Origin of the sequence: Lentzea flava (genome assembly GCF_014648475.1) — a bacterium.
GTDB lineage: Bacteria > Actinomycetota > Actinomycetes > Mycobacteriales > Pseudonocardiaceae > Lentzea > Lentzea flava.
In genome coordinates this window covers 1-16,733 of record NZ_BMRE01000013.1, presented here as the reverse complement: position 1 = coordinate 16,733, position 16,733 = coordinate 1, and the positions used below count along the sequence as shown (strand labels likewise).

The window sequence follows — 16,733 nt, the reverse complement described above, 5'->3', positions numbered from 1 at the left end:
GCTGGGCAACGGCGTCATCCCACAGCAAGCCGCCTACGCGATCTCCCTACTGCTGGACGACCTGGCTTTCGTTCTCCGATCCGATTCCTCCTGCGGCTATTCCAGTGACGACGCTGCAGCATGACGGACCAGGGATGTCCTATCGCCCACCCAGGTGACCGACTACCGCCCAGGAGCGGAGGTAAGTTGTCGAGATGGGAGACGCCGAGAAGGTCCGCGCCAGCAGGGACGGGGACAAGTTTCACTACTTCTGGGCTGCACGCCGAGCACTGAATCTCCTAGACCTGACCGGCGACCTCAAGGTCGTCGGTGTCGAAGGGCTGCCTCAAAGCGACCAGGTGCAGGGTGAGGAGGTCATCGATGTCGCCGAGTACTACGGCGGCGACGACATGGCCACCTGCACCAGCTTGCGCTTCGTACAGCTGAAGCACTCGACGCTGCGCACCGATGATCCGGTCGTGGCCTCGGAGCTCGAGAAGACATTGGTCAAGTTCGCGAAGGCTTACCGCCAGCAGATACCGAAGAAGCTCACGGACAAGCTGCACTTTGCCTTCGTCACGAACCGCACACTGAACGACAAGGTACGACGCTCCCTGCGGGAACTCGCGGACGGCGCCACGAAGTACACGTTCGCTCGCGAGGCCGACTTGTTGCGGTCGTATCTGAGCTTTGGCACGGACACCGAACACGAGCGCGACTTCTGCCAGCGCTTCGAGGTCGATGACGGCATACCCGGTCTGAGGGACATGGAACAGCTCCTCAGCGACGAGCTGAAGCAGTTCCTGCCAGGTGGCGGCACCGGCACCGAGATGACACAGCTCATGGAGACCGTATCGCGCTGTGCGACGTCCCTCGCCAACAAACAGACGCTCCAGATCGGTGATGTCCTGCTGGCCTTGCGCGCCAGTGAGGAGGAACTGTTCCCGGCTCGCAGCGCTATCGAGCACCCGGCCCACGTCATCCACACCCAGGACGTCGACAGGGTCACGGCAGAGCTCAAGACCGGCCGGAGCAACAAGGTTCTGCTTACCGCTGTCGGAGGAGTCGGCAAATCTGTGCTGACGTCGATGTTGAACCCGAAGCTTCCGCCGGGCTCGGTGACCGTGGTCTACGACTGCTTCGCCGGCGGTGATTACCGAAAGGCAACCTCGCCACGGCACGAGCACCGAACGGGTCTGACCCAGATCTCGAACGAGCTCGCCGCAGCAGGGTTGTGCGCTCCGCTCATCCCTGCCAATGTTCACGACTCCGCCTACATGCGTGTGTTCATGAGTCGTGTTCGTGGAGCCGCCGAGCAACTCACACGTGAGAAGCCAGGCGCTCTCCTCACCGTGGTCATCGACGCGGCCGACAACGCGGCCATGGCAGCCGCAGAGCAACACCACAGCACCTTCGTCACCGACCTGTTCCGCGAGGACTGGCCAGGCAACTCGCGCCTGGTGCAGCTGTGTCGACCTGAACGAAGTGATCTCCTCAAGGTGCCGCGAACCGGCGTGACAGTGCTACCGCTCGTCGGTTTCCAACAACCCGAATCCCTTGAGCACCTGCGTATGAGGTTCCAGGATGCGACAGCAGGGGAAGGTGCCGAGCTGCATGCACTCAGCGCCGGAAACCCGCGGGTCCAAGCAATGGCAATGGAAAACGCCGCGTCGGTGAACGAGGTCCTCTCCGCGATACAACTCGCCCGGACCGCGCCCGGAGCTGTGCTGGACAGCTTGCTCGCGATGCAGGTGAACCGGGTGTTCGATGACGGGCACCTACGAGCTGACGAGCTCGACCGGCTATGCGAAGCGCTGGCAACACTCCACCCACCAATGCCTCTGGATGATCTGGCAACGATCACCGATGTACACGTCGACGCGATTCGCAGCTTCGCGGTCTCGCTCGGCCGCGGCTTGCATGCAGCCGGCAACACTCTCCAGTTCCGCGATGAACCGACCGAAACCTGGTTCCGGGAGACCCACGGCCTCCCGACTGTCCGGAAACAGGAGTTCGTGCGAGGCCTCAAGCCGCTCGCGGCGAGGTCGCCGTACGTGGCAAGTGCACTTCCGCAGCTGCTGTTCGAAGCCGGCTTGCTGGAGGACCTCGTTGAGCTGGCGCTATCAGACGCCGGTTTGCCAGGCGACACCGAAGAGCTGCAGACGCAGGAGATCGCCCGCTCACGTGCCAGGTTCGCGCTGTGCGCGATGCTTCGCTCTGGACGCAACGCGGATGCCGCGTTGCTGGCTGTGAAGGCCGGTGACCTGTCATCCGGCCACTCGCGCAAGCTGAGCATGTTCCGCACACACACCGATCTCACGGCGAGGTTCCTGAGCCCGGACATCATTGAAGCGCTGTGTTCGAGCCGCGAATTCGCCACCGGTTGGCCGGGCTCGAACCTCCATGTCGAGGCTGCTCTTCTGTCGCATCTCCAACAGTTCGACGGTACGGCGCGCAGCAGGTTGCGATCGGCGGTCAACAACGTCGTCGCCATCTCAAAGCTGCCCGAAGATGAGCAGCGAGCCATGGGAGACCCTCTCGATGCGAATGTGGTCGCAGATCTCGCGATGGCGACCATCAACCTCGATGGCCCCAGCGGCGGCGCGCGCTTCCTCGGGCGGTGGCGGCCCCACTCCTACGTTGGCACCGTGGCGGGCAAGCTGTGCGCCAGACTCGCGGATTCCGGACGCTACGGCGACCTCGCTGACCTAGCGATCTCAAGCAAGAAACGCAGCCACGTACAGATCGCGGTTGCGGCGACCATGTTCGAGTACAACATCGCCCCGCCAGTTCAGGTGATCAAAGCCCTGGTGAAGCTGCTTCTCAAGAGGAGCAAGCCGTTCAAGCACAATCGCGGCGTGCACCGCGACGAGCCTGACGTCCGCGGGGTCGTGTGGATCCTGGTTCACGCGCTACGGGCGGAGGTCCTGCCCGCCGACGAAGCGCTTCGGGTGCTCGACGTGCATCTGCCGGAGCACCTTCCTGGTGGGTTGGCGTGGCGAGTCAGTTCCCACCCCACCAGTGCGATTCTGTTGGGGCACGCGCTGCGCGCTCGCCTCACCGGTGACGATCTCGCAATCGAGCGGATCGTTGACGCCCGACTTCTTGACGCGATCGGAAAAGACGACCACGGGCGAGACGAGAGCACTCGCGAGTTTCTTGCCAACGTCCCTGGGCTGTTGCCGTGGGCAGTGCGCTGGCTGGACGCCGTTCTCGACGGTGACAACGAGCACGTCAGATCCAGTTTCAGCACGCTTGCCGCGAAGGACTTGAAGCCGGTTAGTGACTACAACCCTCCGTTTGTGCTTGTAAGCACCATGGCGGACATGGTGACCCGACTCCTGACGGTGATACCGCAAGACGACGTCATCGACAGGTTCACCAGCTGGTGTCGGACCGAAGCAGTGCTGCTTGGTCGGAGCCGTCTATCTATCGCGCGGGCCGCCTCGCGGTCCCCTCAGCTCGAGAACTTCGGCTTGGAGGTTGTGCAGCGCGGAATTGAACTGGCGCAACAGGACCGAACTGACTCCCCGACACGAGTCGATTCGTTGATCGCCCTGGCGCGGACGCTGCTTGCTGTCAACGAGCCGGAAGCGCGAGCGATCTTCGACATCGCTGCGGCTGAGGCTGAACGCGTCGGTGACGATCTCTACGCCCGCTGGGAATCCATTGTGAGCACCGCGAGGGTGCTGGCGACCGGCGCTGAGTCAGTTCGTGCTCACCGTTTGTTCCAGGTGGCAGAAGCACTGGACCAGGTAGGCACCGAGGTGGACACGATCGAACTGGCGACGAGTCTTCGAGGCATGCACGAGCCGAGCTACTTCGTTCTGGCCTCACAGGCACGCGACCGCCGCACTCTGGACTTCAGCCTGATGCTCACGCCAGCGTTCAAGGATGCGGCGAAGCCAGGAGTTGAGCGGATCAGCCACCTGGCTCTATACGCCTTCGCGCCGCAGTCAGGGTGGGAAGCTCCGGTCGCCCGCCTCTCTCCGGAATCCTCAGCGGAGGCCACCAAGATCTTCAACGACTTCACTCGTTACGAACGTCCCAAGCATGAGGTTGCCTCCGACCCACAGCCTCGCCCCAGCTCGCTCCTCGACGCTGTGGATGAGGCTCCGTCCGAACCTGCAGTTCGGTTCGCGAACCATGACTTCACCACGGAGCAGGCGTGGAACGACTTGCTGCGCGAACTCAGCTGGCGATCAACGGAGCGCCGCCAGGTGATCACGTACGCCATTGACAAGCACTCCACGCGGCGACCTGACGTCGTGGACGCGCTGGGCCGCGCAGCTTCGGCGACCCCAGATGCTTTCGCGGAGCTCCTCGAGGTATCCGCAACACGTCTACAGACGCCCGCGCTCACAGCAGCACAGAAGCGGCTCGCCGTCACGTACTCGACAAGGTTCGCACGGCAGATTTGCACCAGGTACTTCCGTCACGACGATGAACTTCCCGCCATCGCTAAAGCGACCGGGATCCCCGCCTCCGAACTCACCGGTCGCGCGTTCAAGCAACTCGGCCGGAGCGCTCATCAACTGAGCTATCGCGAGTACTTTTTGCTAGCTGCCCATTTGGCGTCCACATTGGAGGCCGCGCCCGCTGGTGAGGTGTTCGACGCGATCGCTCTTCTGTTCGAGGATCTCGCCCCCACTGCGGAGCAGCCGCTCCTGCGTGTCGACACCACGACCGCGCTAACGGGGGTGATCTGGACCGCGCTCGGCGACATCGACATGAAGGTGAGGTGGAGAGCGACGCACGCCGTGCTCCTCCTAGTGAGGTTCGGTTGTACAGCAGAACTCGACATCCTTGCCAGGTTCGCACGCGGCGACGAGTCCAGTGCACCGTTTCTCGATGCCCGGTTCCCGTTCTACGCGCTTCATGCGCGAATGTGGTTGCTGCTGGCGCTAGCACGAGCAGCGAAGGAGCCGAAAGCCGCGACGTTGGCCGGCTTCACCTCCTGGCTGGCGAACGTCATCCGTGGACCTCACCACGCAGTCAACCAAGTACTGGCACAACAAACACTGGTTGAGTTGACGTCACGCGGTGTAGTCAACCTTGAGGAGCACGCGGAGGTCCTGACGACACGAGTCGTTGCCGATCACGTCGAGTTGACGTACGACGAGAGGGAGGAGCGCGCAAACCCGCTGGCCTTCGGCGACAAGGGCGACGATGATGACGCGTTCCCGCGGCGCCGCTTCTTCTACGACTTTGAGAAGTACTGGTGTTACAGCCTTGCAGAAGCCTTCAGCAGCAAGGAGAACGACGTATCGCGACGCGCGATCGAAGTCGCTACCGACCTCGATGGCTACGAGATGTTCGCGGCTAGAACAGACCCGCGGACGGACGCTGGTATCTACGACCGCCGGGGCCAGCACATGGGCCATGCTGATTGGCAAGGCGAGGACAACCTCTCCTTCTACCTCGCAGTCCACTCGCTGCTGACCGTCGGGGCCGAGCTCGCGGAAGCTCACGTCGCCTATAAGGACCGGGAATCGACGCGAGACTCGTACATGTACTGGCTGTCCAGCTACCTGCCCCAACGCCCGAACGGCAGGTGGCTCGCCGACCGTCGCGATCCTCCGCCGGATCCCTCACCAGATCAGGCGCTGATCTCCTGGGACTCGGACGAAACGTGGCCCTGGTCGCTCACGAAGCAGGACTTCGAAAAGGTTGCCAACCTCGCAGGGAACGCTGTGACCGTGTGGGCGAACTTCGAGTCAGCGCGGGAAAACCGGTCGGAAGAGGTGCTGATCCAGAGCGCACTCGTACCGCACGAGACGGCGCAGTCTCTTCTGATCGCTCTGCAGACTTCGCCGTCAGGGCCGTACTCATACACCATGCCGGCGGCTGACGGAGAAGCCGACGATCCCGAAGAGCATCCGTACGAGTTGGTGCCGTGGCTGCATGTCGGCGACGGGCACTGGGGTATCGATGAGCACGATGAGAGGGGCGGTCACATCCGCTTCCCCCCAGCTAGGCCCGGTGCCAGCATCATCGCAAGTTTTGGTCTCACTACGGATGAAGACGAGCGCGCCTGGTTCTATGAAGGTCAGCAGGTGTTCTGGAGCCGTCTCTGGGGCAATATGACGCCGACGTACAGAGATCGTGAACAGGGCACCAGCGGCGAGAAGCTCGAAGTGGATCTCGGCTTTCTGAGGACTGTGCTGCAACGACTCGACATGACCCTGGCACTTCATGTCGGCATGTGTCGTCGTACCCACCGCCCCTCCTACCAGCGTCGAGGGAAGCAAGACGATGAGTTTGAATGGCTCGAGCGGTCAGGCAAGGTCTATCTCCTCGATCCGGGAGGGCACTGGCTCGAATATTGACCGGGTCCTCGAACTGGGCCGCATGCTGGCGGCGCACCTGGAGAATCACGACACGACCGGTCACTGGGTTGCGCACCACCTGGCCGAACTGGTGGTGGCGGCCGAGGACGAGTCGACCACGACCGTTGAGCAGCGCCTGCAGATCGTGCAGACCGTTCTAAAGGTGTGGTCGCGCCGGCGCGATCTCCCCAGGCGGTCGCCGTTGCAGGAGTTTTCCGGTGTGCTCGCTGGACTCGACCGGCTCGGCGACCGCACATCGTGGCGATTCTTACGGCTAGCCGAAATGGTCACTGGCCTGCCGGACCCGAGCACCTCGGGACTACCTCTCGTAGAGACTGCTGCAGAACTGGAACGGCTGGCGCGGGAGACCTTGCTGCACCTGTTCTGGCTGGCCGCCCAGGATGCGAAGGAAGCAAACCATGAGTGGCTGGCGGTGGCGGACGAGGTGGCGCCAAACATCGAGACCCAGGTGCATACGCGTCTCGCGAGACTTCGTGGCCGCCTAACTCGAGCGGATGAGGTTGATCAGCCTGATCAGGAGGACGACCCGCTGAGCACCGCCAACCATGTCAAGCGTCTGCGTGCGATGGCTGAGTTGCTCAACCGGGTCGCAGACGACCTCGCCGCTGGCGATATCCCCGACAGTACGACCTCAGCTCCGTCGTAGCGTAAGCGTGCAACGAAGCAAAGCGTCTGCACCACCGTCCACATAAGAACCCGTACCGGAGGCCAGCACGTGGACCAGGTCACTCCCGTCTCCTATCCAAGGCTGGAACTGCTACCCACGCACGAGATGCCTTGGGAAGGCCTGGAGCGGCTGCTACGTCGCATTGCGCAAGATGTGGAAGGCCTTCGCGATGTGCAACTCTACGGTGTTCGAGGGCAGAGCCAGTACGGTCTTGATGTAGTAGGAACAGCACCTGACGGTTCCCGCCATGGCATCCAAGGCAAGCGGTACAGAACCTTCACAAAGCTTGACCTGACTAAGGCCGTCAACAAGTTCATCAGCAAACGCGGCAACATCCCGTTCCCGATTGCACGGCTCGTCGTTGCGGCGGGATGTCTCGCGGAACGAACCGAGATCACTCACGAGCTCTACCGGTTGCAGGACCTCCACACCGATGTGCAGATCGAACTTTGGCACCAGCGAACGATCTCGGACAAGCTCAGAAACCGACGCGACATCGTCGTGGAGCTCTTCAGCGAAGCCGTGGCGGACGCGTTCTGCCTGCCGGCGCCTCTGCACGTCGTCGCTGCGCCATCTCCCGATCGTGTCACCCTGGCCGACGCGTTGCTTTACGGCCCCGCCGAGATCACCGGGGCCGCTCAACATCTCGCAGGAGCCGACAACCTCAGCTCGACCAACCCGCTATCCGCCGTCGCCGAGCTGGAGCAGGCCGCCAAACTCCTTGCAGAGGGCGGGTTCACTGCGCACGCAACTGTTGTACTGGATCGCCGGGCCGCGCTGCTCACGCAGGCCGACGAGCACGACAAGGCTGCTCGTCTGCAGGATTCCGCCTTCTGGTCAGCTTTGGAGGACGGCAGGCATGATGACGCCGAAACTCATGCGCGGAACCCCAAGAAGAACGCGAACACCGCCGTCTCGAAGACGTTCAGTGACATCGCCGCTGCGGCGATCAACATCGTGCGACATCCGCTTGGCGCGCTGCCGCCTCAGCTGGAGCAGCTACGCACCGACTCAGCAGAGCTGAGCTTCGCGCGGCTTCTCATCCTTGCTGCCGAGGATGCGGCGATCGATCCGTCGAACACGTGGCGGCAGGACAACCTGGCCGCGCTTATCACTCAAGCCAACTTGATCGAAGGTTCTCCGAGCGACGGCGCAGTATTGGCATGCAAGCTGCGACTTGAGGTTGCCAGTCTGACGGGAGATTGGATCGGCCTGCTCGGCAAAGCTCGCAAACACCAAGTCCCTCGCGACCAGGCGATGCTGATCTACGCGCGCAACGCGATGTACCACGCCGAACGAGGCGAATCCGAGCAGGCTGAAGCGTCCTGGGCGGATGCGATGACGCAGGCGTGCCTCAACGGCCAGAACGGCGCGGCCGCCGAGTACGTCGCCGCGCGCACCTTCATCCGTGTCAGGTTTCGCGGTCCCATCGCGCAGAACAACGATCATCAGCTCGTCCGGAGCCTTCGCGCCCAGAGTCCCGCGAGCACTTCCGCGGAGCGGTTCGAGGAGAAGGCCATGAGGGCGCTGCTCGATGACAAGCCGCACGTGGCAGTGCCATTACTTCGCGCCCTCCACCGCGCCGCCTACTCCGCGGGAGCCTGGGTACAGCTCGACCGAGCACGTAGGCTGCTGGCCAACGCATACGGCTCGGCGGGCGAATCCCTCTTGGCGGTGAAGCTCCACGTACTTGGGGCACAATCGAAGAAGGCGGCGTCAGTCGCGAAGGAAGATCCGAACACCTATCTGGACGTTCGAGAGTTCCTTTCCTCACCTGCGTACTGGGTCGCCGGCACGGCGTACCGAGTCCTCGCGGCGGAAGCCGATCTGATCCCAGACAACGACGTTGGCTTCGTGACGGACTCCGCGTTGTCGGTCCTAGACGACGCAGCAGCCAACAAGCTACAAGACGGCATCTACGACTCCTCGGTCTGGCGGAACGCGATCACTGCGCTCGCTGCACTTGCTAAGCGGCTGCCAGATGAGCACGCGCTTCGGATCCTCGAACACTCGCGTCCTTGGGTGCCACGTGAGCCCGGCCGCCATAGACGCACCGACGACGATCACGTACGTCTGTGCGCCGGGATCGCGTTCGCGCACCCGGTGCATCGAGCCGACGCGATCGACCAACTCTTGGGACTGCTCGAGGCCAACGACTCCGCGGTGTCACGCAAGACAGAACATGCAATGGCCGATCTCGTCCAGCAGCACCCGGAGATGGTGCGGGAGCGGTTGGCCAGGATGACCGCCGACGGTAATCCATATGCGGCAAGGCTTCTTCTGCTGATCACGGGACAGCCGACCGAAGAACAGCTGATCGCAGCCGCAGCGGCCGGCGAGCGGCTGCGCAAACCGCCGACCAGCACAGCGCATTCATTGGGCATTGGAACGGGGGCAGCCGGGCAGGCTCTTCTCGCACGCGTGCTTCCCTCGGACGAACGCAGGGAACTTGCCCGACACCAACTAGCCCACGCGGCATTCCCTTTTGAGCCTGGTGAGAACCGCTCCGAGTACTACGACGCTGCCCGGATACTCGCCCACGACCTGGACGACGTCGACGATCTGTTTGACAACGCCATGCTCCACGCCCACAACAGCACCCCCTCCCGTGGCGACATCCTCAACAATCTCGGCAACCACCCTCTCGGCATGTTCCGCATGACTGGCTTCACGGTGGACACCAGGGCCCACGCTCTATGGCTCGCGGCCCTGCTGGCACGCACAGATGAGCAGAAACAAGAAGTCCGAGCGCTTGGATACCTCCTGATCGGCTCGACGGAGAACGCCGATTGGTACATCGCTCATGCGTTTCAGGCCCTGGACTTGGCAGACGCCGACCACGATCTGGCGTTCCTCGCCTCTCAACCCCACTGGGCGCTGCGGTCGCTCGCAGCGTGGATCTGGACTCGAAGTGCTGATGCGGCAGCAAGCATCGGCTCCCTGCTCACCAACGACGCTGACCCAAGGGTGCGATGCACCTTCGCCGAAGGGGCCAGCAACTCGAACAACCCGGCCACGCCAGACCTCCGAGAGATCTTGTTGACGGATCCATGTCACAGCGTCCGGCAATGCGCCCGCCAGTAACAGCAAGGGAACAACGCCCTCACGCCGCGTGGGAGCACGCTCTGGGAGCAGATAGGGAGCAGCACAGTGTCCAGACCGGACCTGAACAGTCCTCAACGGACCTGAACGGAGCCACGCTGACCTGCAGAAGCCTTGTTTCCGCAGGTCAGCGCAGTATCGGTGCCATAGTTCACACCGAAGAGGTCACTGGTTCGATCCCAGTATCGCCCACACATCCCGGAAGCCTCTGACCTGCGAAGGTCAGGGGCTTCCGGGTTTCTCGGGCACTCGCAGACCCCTCGTTTCGGGGCCTCGGTAGTAAAAGTGGTAGTAAACCGGCGTCGGTCCACCTCAGACCAGCCCCTTCTGCGAGGGCGGCAGGAACAGACCAATCACTGCTTCGGCGGCGTCGCGATCGAGGTCCTCGATGTCCGCCGAGTAGGTGTCGAGGGTGAACGCCACCGTCGCGTGCCCCAGGCGAGAGCTGACGATCTTCGGGTGCACACCGGCTCGTAGCGAGATCGTCGCGTAGGTGTGCCGAACGTCGTGGAACCGAATCTTCGGCAACCCGAGGAAATCGATGATCTTGTTGAACTCCTCCGTGATGGTGTCCGGATAGATCGGCCGACCGTCTTCCCAGCAGAACGCAAGTCCGTGGTCCTGATAGGCGTCGCCCCAGTCCTGCTTCTCCTTCTCCAGCTGCTGGAAGTGAACTGTCAACACGCCGGTGGTGAAGCTGTCCAGCGCGAGCAGCCGACGACTCTTCTGACTCTTGCCTGAACCCTTCACCGCCTTTCCGGCAGCGATGACCCGTGTAGTGGCGGCCATGCGGACGAGCTTCTTCGACAGATCGAAGGCCGCGATCTCCACGCCGCACAGCTCCGAACGGCGTACCCCCGTCGACGCTTCAAGGACCCACAACGCGTACCAGCGATGGTGCCGCACGTGCTCGAGGAAAAGCATCATCTGTTCGGGAGTCCAGGTGCTGTGGTTCCGCCTAGGGACCGACGGAGCCTTCACGCTCCGGATCGGGTTGAGACTGATGTACTTCCACAACACCGCAACGCTCATCGCAGAGCTGAGCATGATGTGCACGCTCTTGACCGTCTTCGGCGCGAGCCCTGGTTCGTGCGGCTTCGGGATCCGCCCGACCTCATAGCGACGAACTGCGCGGCGCGCTGCGGCGTAGGTCACACCCACGATTTCTGGGGTTTGACTGCGGGAGCGCACGTCGACATCGTCTGCTCCGAGATCCCGGCGGCAGAACGTCCTGAGTACGCCGATCCATCGGATCGCAACTATCTGCGCTACGCGAAGTTCGCCGATCTGGACACGCTGATCTACCTCCGCACCCGGTTCGCCCAACTGTGTCCGGACGTAGTCATCCGTGACTTCGCACCGTCGGAGTACTACGACACGCAAGCCGACGTTCTCTGCGTGGTCGGCGGGCCTCCGTGGAACGCCAAGTTCCGCGAGTTCCTTCCGATGCTCCCGTTCCACTTCGAGCCACACCCGCTCGGCGAAGACGACCCGCTCGTGGTGCCGGAGCTGGGGCTGACGATCAGTCCTCACTGGACCGCGAAGCAGGAACTGTTGCAGGACCTCGCAGTTCTCACACGACTCACGCTCGGCAACGGCACGACGGTGTTCCTGTTCGGCGGCTGTCTCACTCTCGGTGTCCTCGGAGCGGCCCGCTGCTTGCTGGAGCCAGACCGCAGACAGCGCAGCGCCGACTACATGACGAACCTCGTCGGCCAGGACGACTTCGTGCTCGTGACCGAAACACGCCGTGTAGGCGGCCTGATCGATGTGACCGATCTGAGCACCGTCGAACCTCTGCTGGTGCTGACCCGCGACGCGAGCAAGCCCTTCACCTCCATCGTCGACAACACCAGCCGCTACCCGGCGACGGTCCGCGTCTCGTCATGATCAATCCTTCAGACCTGCGCTGCTACGTCATCAACCTTCCGCGTCGCCAAGATCGCCGCGCCTGGATACAGCGCTCACTTCCTCCCGAACTGCCCGTCACCTTCACGTCTGACTGGGCTGACCTGTTCGACGGCCAGGAGCTCAGTCAGGCAGACCTCGACGCTGCGGGCTACAAGCTGTTCCCGTGGCAGATCGAGTCGGACAACGAGTGGTGGAACAGGCCGCTGAAGTACGGCGAGGTCGGCTGCACACTCGCCCACCTCGCGTGTTGGCGCGACGCCGCGCTGCACGGCACCGAGCCCTACACGGTCGTCCTGGAGGACGACGCCGTACTGCCGGACAACTTCCTCACCGAGCTCATCGACGGCCTTGAGAACCTCGCTCGGAGCGAGCTCTACTTCGACCTTCTCTACCTCAGGCGATTCCCACTCGAACCCGACCACGACGCTCTTCCTGGCTTTGTGGTGCCCGGCTACAGCCACTGCACGTTCGGCTACGTGGTGACCAGAGAGGCGCTCGAGCTGCTGCTGGCCGCCGAGCTGGAGCACTCGATCGTGCCGGTGGACGAGTTCCTGCCCGCGTTATACATCGACCACCCGAGAGCGGACCTGCGAGCCCGGTTTCCCCAGCAGCTCGCCGCGCTGGCCTTCGAACCACCGCTCGTGCGCCAACGCCCGAAGGACGAGGCCGGCAGCGACACCGAGGACACCGACTTCGTCGCCCCCTAGAGCCTGTCCTCAAAGCCAGAGGGTGAGGGTGGCCAGGTCGATCATGGCTTGGTAGGACAGGGCGGTCTTGTCGTAGCGGGTGGCGATCGCGCGGAACTGCTTGAGCCGGTTGAAGCAGCGTTCGACGACGTTGCGGCGCTTGTAGATCACCGGATCGAAGGCGGGTGGACGGCCTCCGGTCCGGCCGCGGCGGGCCCGGTTGGCTTGCTGGTCGCGGCGTTCGGGAATGGTGGCGCGGATGCCGCGGCGGCGCAGGTGAGTGCGGATGGCGCGGCTGGAGTAGCCCTTGTCCGCGATCACCCGCGCCGGGCGTGTGGCGGGCCGGCCCGGTCGCGCCGGTGGAAACCACACGCCGGCCAGCACGGCGTCGAACATGGTGCGGTCGTTGGTGTTGCCGCCGGTCAGCACGGTGGTCAGCGGGCGGCCGTGTCCGTCGCAGGCGAGATGGATCTTGGTGGAGGGGCCGCCTCGGGACCGGCCGATAGCATGATCATCTGGTTCGGCCTGCCCGCCACACGACCCGCTCGCCCCCTGTGTGCGCCACGGCGCGGCGGCGGGCGCCGGCCGCGTGCTGATGGGCGCGCACGATGCTGGAGTCAACCGAGACCTCGCGATCGAGTTCGTCGATCGCCTCCGCGATCACCCGGACCTTGGCGACCAGCGTGGTCAGGGTGCCGTTGCGTGACCAGCGCCAGAACCGGTTGTAGACCGTCTTCCACGGCCCGTACCGCTCGGGCAGGTCACGCCACGACACCCCGGTCTTGGCCTTGAACAACATTCCGTTGATCACGCGCCGGTCATCCACCCGCGGACGCCCGTTCGCCCCTGACGGCGGCAACAACGGCTCGACCACACGCCACTGCTCATCAGTCAGCTCATGCCTGCGCACCACACCCAAGATCAAAGCAGATCAGCCACACGACCTTTGAGGACAGGCCCTAGGGCCTTCTGCAAGCCTGCGCTCGCCAATGCTCGATCAGGCCCTGCAGACGCTCACCTGTCCAGCACTCCGCTGGCGTCTGCAGGTTCACGCCGGTCACGACGTGCTCGGCGGGCACGTCCTTCGTGACGACAGCGCCAGCGGCAACGTAGCTGCGCGGCCCGATCCGGACTCCCCCGACGACGCGAGCTCCGAACCCGACCACCGTGTCGGCCTCGATGATCGGTGGCTCCTCATCGACCTCCCACCAGTCCTGGTGTGGCCGCGTGTACTCGTGCACCAACTCGCCCATCACGGTCGAGCGATCACCGATGCGGGTGCCATCGCAGATGAACCCCGCCACGACAGCATTCGCGCCGATCGTGACGCGATCGCAGACGAACGCGCCGTAGACGATCCGCGTCCCAGCGCCCACGGTGCAGTTGTAGCCCAGGCGGACACGATCCTCGAGCACGCAGTTGTCACCGATGCTCACGCCCTCGTAGAGCACGACCTGGTTCGCGAGCTGACACCGCTCACCAACGACCACGGGAGCACCGACCCGCTGCGAGCCGGGCAGCTTCTGCTCCTCACGGATCCGCGCTTCCTTCGGATAGCCGAGCGTGCAGTACATCCCCACCACGGAGGTCGCACCGATCGTGACCGGGGCGTAGAGGGACTCGATGTTCACGCCTCACCCAGCTTTCCGCGGACGAGCCAGTCAACAGTCACCTTGATCGCCTCGTCCTCGCGCTCACGCGAGTCGAAACCGTGATCCGAACCCACGACGGTGTAGAAGTCGCAGTTCGCACGGGCGGCCGCGGCCTCACGAGCGATGTCATAGGAGACATAACTGTCCTGGTCGCCATGAACGACCAAGGCCGGACGGGTGTCACGGACGAAGTCCTCTGCCGGCTGATACCTGCTGAACTCGTCGAACATGACACGACCGAGCCGGAACTCGCCGTCGATCAGGAGAAAGCCGTTTTCCCGCAAGAACTTCTGCTGGTCGCGGTTGAAGTTGTCGGTGCCCCAGGGCAGCTCCGGATCGACAAAGGTTCGCCGGAGATCGAGGACCGGGTTCCAGAAGACGACGCGCTCGACATCGGCTCGCAGCCATGGCAACGACACCGCGGTGGACACCGCGCCGAAGCTCGCCGCGATGATCGACAACGGACCCGACAGCTCTTGCCGGGCGTGCTCGACGGCAGCTTGGAGGTCGAGTACTTCGCCGGCGATCGTTGCACCGGCCTGCGTGCCGCCACTCTCACCGTGACCGCGGTAGCTAAACCTGAGCGCGTCGAAGCCGTTGGCCGCCAGCTGCTCGGCGAGTCGCACGAACATCCCGCCCTCGTCCAGGTCGACGGTGATGCCGTGGGCCAGGCCGACGGCGCCGCGCGAGGTACCCGGTGCGCGGTGAAGTGCAGCATCGAGCTGCACACCGTCGAGAGAGGCAAGGCCGACGCGCTGCACGTTCATGACCTCCAAGCCGCGGGGACTGACAGCTGCCGATCACGGTATCGAACAGCCGCACCGCCAACCCGTCGGCGAAGATTTTGATGATCACCCGCGCGCCGCACGCGTCTAACCGAACCTATGTGCGAATGCGGCGATCTGGCTGCGGTCACGCACCCGGACGAGCTCGTGGCCGAGCTGCGGATCCTGACCGCGCGCCGGGAGGACCTGATGGCCGACTGGGTGCGCGGTATCAACCGGCTGCGCGAGCTGCTCGGCTCGATCTTCCCTGCCCTGGAACGTGCTTGCGACTACTTCACCCGCTCGGCGCTGGTCCTGCTCACCGGCTACTGCACCCCGGCCGGCATCCGGGACGCGGGCGTGCCCGCTTTGACCGAGCACCTGCGTCCCGACGGCACCTGACCCAAGAGTATTCCGTCCATAGTAGACAAGCACTTCGCGGTGGCGGGCGAGCAAACCGTTGCCCTGCCAATAGAATCGACCACCGCACCATTGATCATCCGGCTCGCGCGGCAGCTGCTGGCGCGCAGCTGCTGGCCGACACAGGAGGTGACCTGCGGGCGGCGTTCGGCAACTCCGGACGGCTGGCCGCCTACGCCGGGCCGGCCCCGGTGCCACATGACTCCGGGCGGGTACGGGGCAACCTGCAGCGGCCCAAGCGCTACCACCGCGGCCTGCGCCGCGTGTTCTACCTGGCCACGCTGTCGGCAATCAAGGTCCAGGACGGCCCGTCTCGACAGAGAGACCTGCGCAAACGAAACGAGGGAAGGTTCACACCCAAGCACTCATCGCGCTAGCACGCCGACTGGTCGATGCCACCTGGGCCCTGCTGCGCGACGGTCGAGAATTCCATCGCTCACCACAACTCACGGCCCAAGCCGCTTGCCACGTTCGTTGAAAGTCCTGCTGCGGGCGGGTTTGAGGATGAGGCTTTCCCGACGTCCAAACACCATACGGCTCTTCATCGGCCCCAGCCACGAAAGAGATCGCGTGGTGTCCCAAGGGCGTATGGACGGCACTGGCGGCGGATGCTCACTTCTTCACGGCCTGATCGCGTGGTTCACTGCTAATCAGTGCCTTCACCTTACCGTCGATCACTTGACCCAGCAGCTGCTGGGCAGCGCCGAAGACCAAGGCAAACCCTGCGACATCCCGCCACTCGGAAACGCTGATCTCAGGCGCCACACCGCCAAGGATCGCGAGCACGCCGGCGAGCGCGCAGAGCGCACCCATCTGGATCTTGACGAACAGCGATGTCAACGGCAGCAACGAGGGGTTGTAGACGCCGCCCATCCGCAAGATCTGCCATGCGCCTGCGAGCACGCCTCCCACCGCGCCGAACGTGCCGATGGCCAGCATGGCCGCCAAGTGGGGAAAGCTGGGATCCCAGCCCGGCCACTCCATCGTGAGACGAACCACGCCGGACTCGGTCGTCCGCACGATCGAGAACAGGCCCAGGGCGCCGGTGATCACGAGCACTGCGGCGAAGAACGTGACAACGCAGATGAGCACGAGCAGCCGGTTGCGATAGTTACGGGTACGGACGTAGCGGTCGTCCCACGCTTGTCGTGTCTCGGGTGATCTGTCGCAGGTTTGTCTCGGTTGTTGTGACACAAGGTTAG

At 63.9% G+C, this 16,733-nt stretch carries 11 protein-coding genes and 1 pseudogene; 7 read left to right on the top strand and 5 right to left on the bottom strand.

The features are described 5' to 3' along the window. Positions 1 to 194: 194 nt before the first annotated feature. The 3 genes from IEZ09_RS17230 to IEZ09_RS17220 all read left to right on the top strand — a co-directional run bounded on the left by IEZ09_RS17230 (position 195) and on the right by IEZ09_RS17220 (position 10,080). Positions 195 to 6,308 carry a hypothetical protein gene (locus IEZ09_RS17230; RefSeq protein ID WP_189254728.1) on the top strand — a complete coding sequence of 2,038 codons (6,114 nt, stop codon included), beginning with the start codon at positions 195 to 197 and terminating at the stop codon, positions 6,306 to 6,308. Between the two features lie 22 nt (positions 6,309 to 6,330). Further along, positions 6,331 to 6,975, top strand: coding sequence for a hypothetical protein (locus tag IEZ09_RS17225; RefSeq protein ID WP_189254727.1), 645 nt, complete (start codon positions 6,331 to 6,333; stop codon positions 6,973 to 6,975). Positions 6,976 to 7,044: 69 nt separating this feature from the next. Beyond that, complete coding sequence (locus IEZ09_RS17220) at positions 7,045 to 10,080, top strand: hypothetical protein (protein WP_189254726.1); 3,036 nt, start codon at positions 7,045 to 7,047, stop codon at positions 10,078 to 10,080. A gap of 330 nt (positions 10,081 to 10,410) precedes the next feature. Here IEZ09_RS17220 and IEZ09_RS17215 read toward each other — a convergent pair whose 3' ends face one another. Beyond that, entirely contained in the window at positions 10,411 to 11,259 is an 849-nt protein-coding gene (locus IEZ09_RS17215) for a tyrosine-type recombinase/integrase (protein ID WP_189254725.1), read from the bottom strand. Positions 11,260 to 11,271: 12 nt separating this feature from the next. Between IEZ09_RS17215 and IEZ09_RS17210 the strand changes: the two genes are divergently transcribed. After that, positions 11,272 to 11,988, top strand: a complete 717-nt coding sequence (locus IEZ09_RS17210) for a hypothetical protein (RefSeq protein ID WP_189254724.1) — start codon at positions 11,272 to 11,274, stop codon at positions 11,986 to 11,988. Beyond that, complete coding sequence (locus IEZ09_RS17205; RefSeq protein WP_189254723.1) at positions 11,985 to 12,716, top strand: glycosyltransferase family 25 protein; 732 nt, start codon at positions 11,985 to 11,987, stop codon at positions 12,714 to 12,716. Before IEZ09_RS17210 ends, IEZ09_RS17205 begins: the two co-directional genes overlap by 4 nt. A gap of 9 nt (positions 12,717 to 12,725) precedes the next feature. Here IEZ09_RS17205 and IEZ09_RS17200 read toward each other — a convergent pair. The 3 genes and pseudogenes from IEZ09_RS17200 to IEZ09_RS17190 form a co-directional block, all read right to left on the bottom strand. Then, a pseudogene (locus tag IEZ09_RS17200) lies at positions 12,726 to 13,620 on the bottom strand (IS5 family transposase). Between the two features lie 34 nt (positions 13,621 to 13,654). Next, positions 13,655 to 14,326, bottom strand: coding sequence for a DapH/DapD/GlmU-related protein (locus IEZ09_RS17195; protein WP_189254721.1), 672 nt, complete (start codon positions 14,324 to 14,326; stop codon positions 13,655 to 13,657). Further along, entirely contained in the window at positions 14,323 to 15,114 is a 792-nt protein-coding gene (locus IEZ09_RS17190; RefSeq protein ID WP_229812646.1) for an alpha/beta hydrolase, read from the bottom strand. Before IEZ09_RS17190 ends, IEZ09_RS17195 begins: the two co-directional genes overlap by 4 nt. Before the next feature lie 117 nt (positions 15,115 to 15,231). Between IEZ09_RS17190 and IEZ09_RS46460 the strand changes: the two genes are divergently transcribed. Further along, on the top strand, positions 15,232 to 15,513 hold the full coding sequence (locus tag IEZ09_RS46460; RefSeq protein ID WP_229812645.1) for an IS110 family transposase: 282 nt from the start codon (positions 15,232 to 15,234) through the stop codon (positions 15,511 to 15,513). Continuing rightward, positions 15,396 to 15,908 (top strand): transposase, encoded by a 513-nt coding sequence (locus tag IEZ09_RS17185; RefSeq protein ID WP_229812644.1) that lies wholly within the window; start codon positions 15,396 to 15,398, stop codon positions 15,906 to 15,908. Before IEZ09_RS46460 ends, IEZ09_RS17185 begins: the two co-directional genes overlap by 118 nt. Positions 15,909 to 16,143: 235 nt before the next feature. On the opposite strand, the gene IEZ09_RS17180 is transcribed toward IEZ09_RS17185, so the two are convergent. Further along, positions 16,144 to 16,733: hypothetical protein (locus IEZ09_RS17180; protein WP_229812643.1), on the bottom strand; the 590-nt coding region annotated here is incomplete at its 5' end.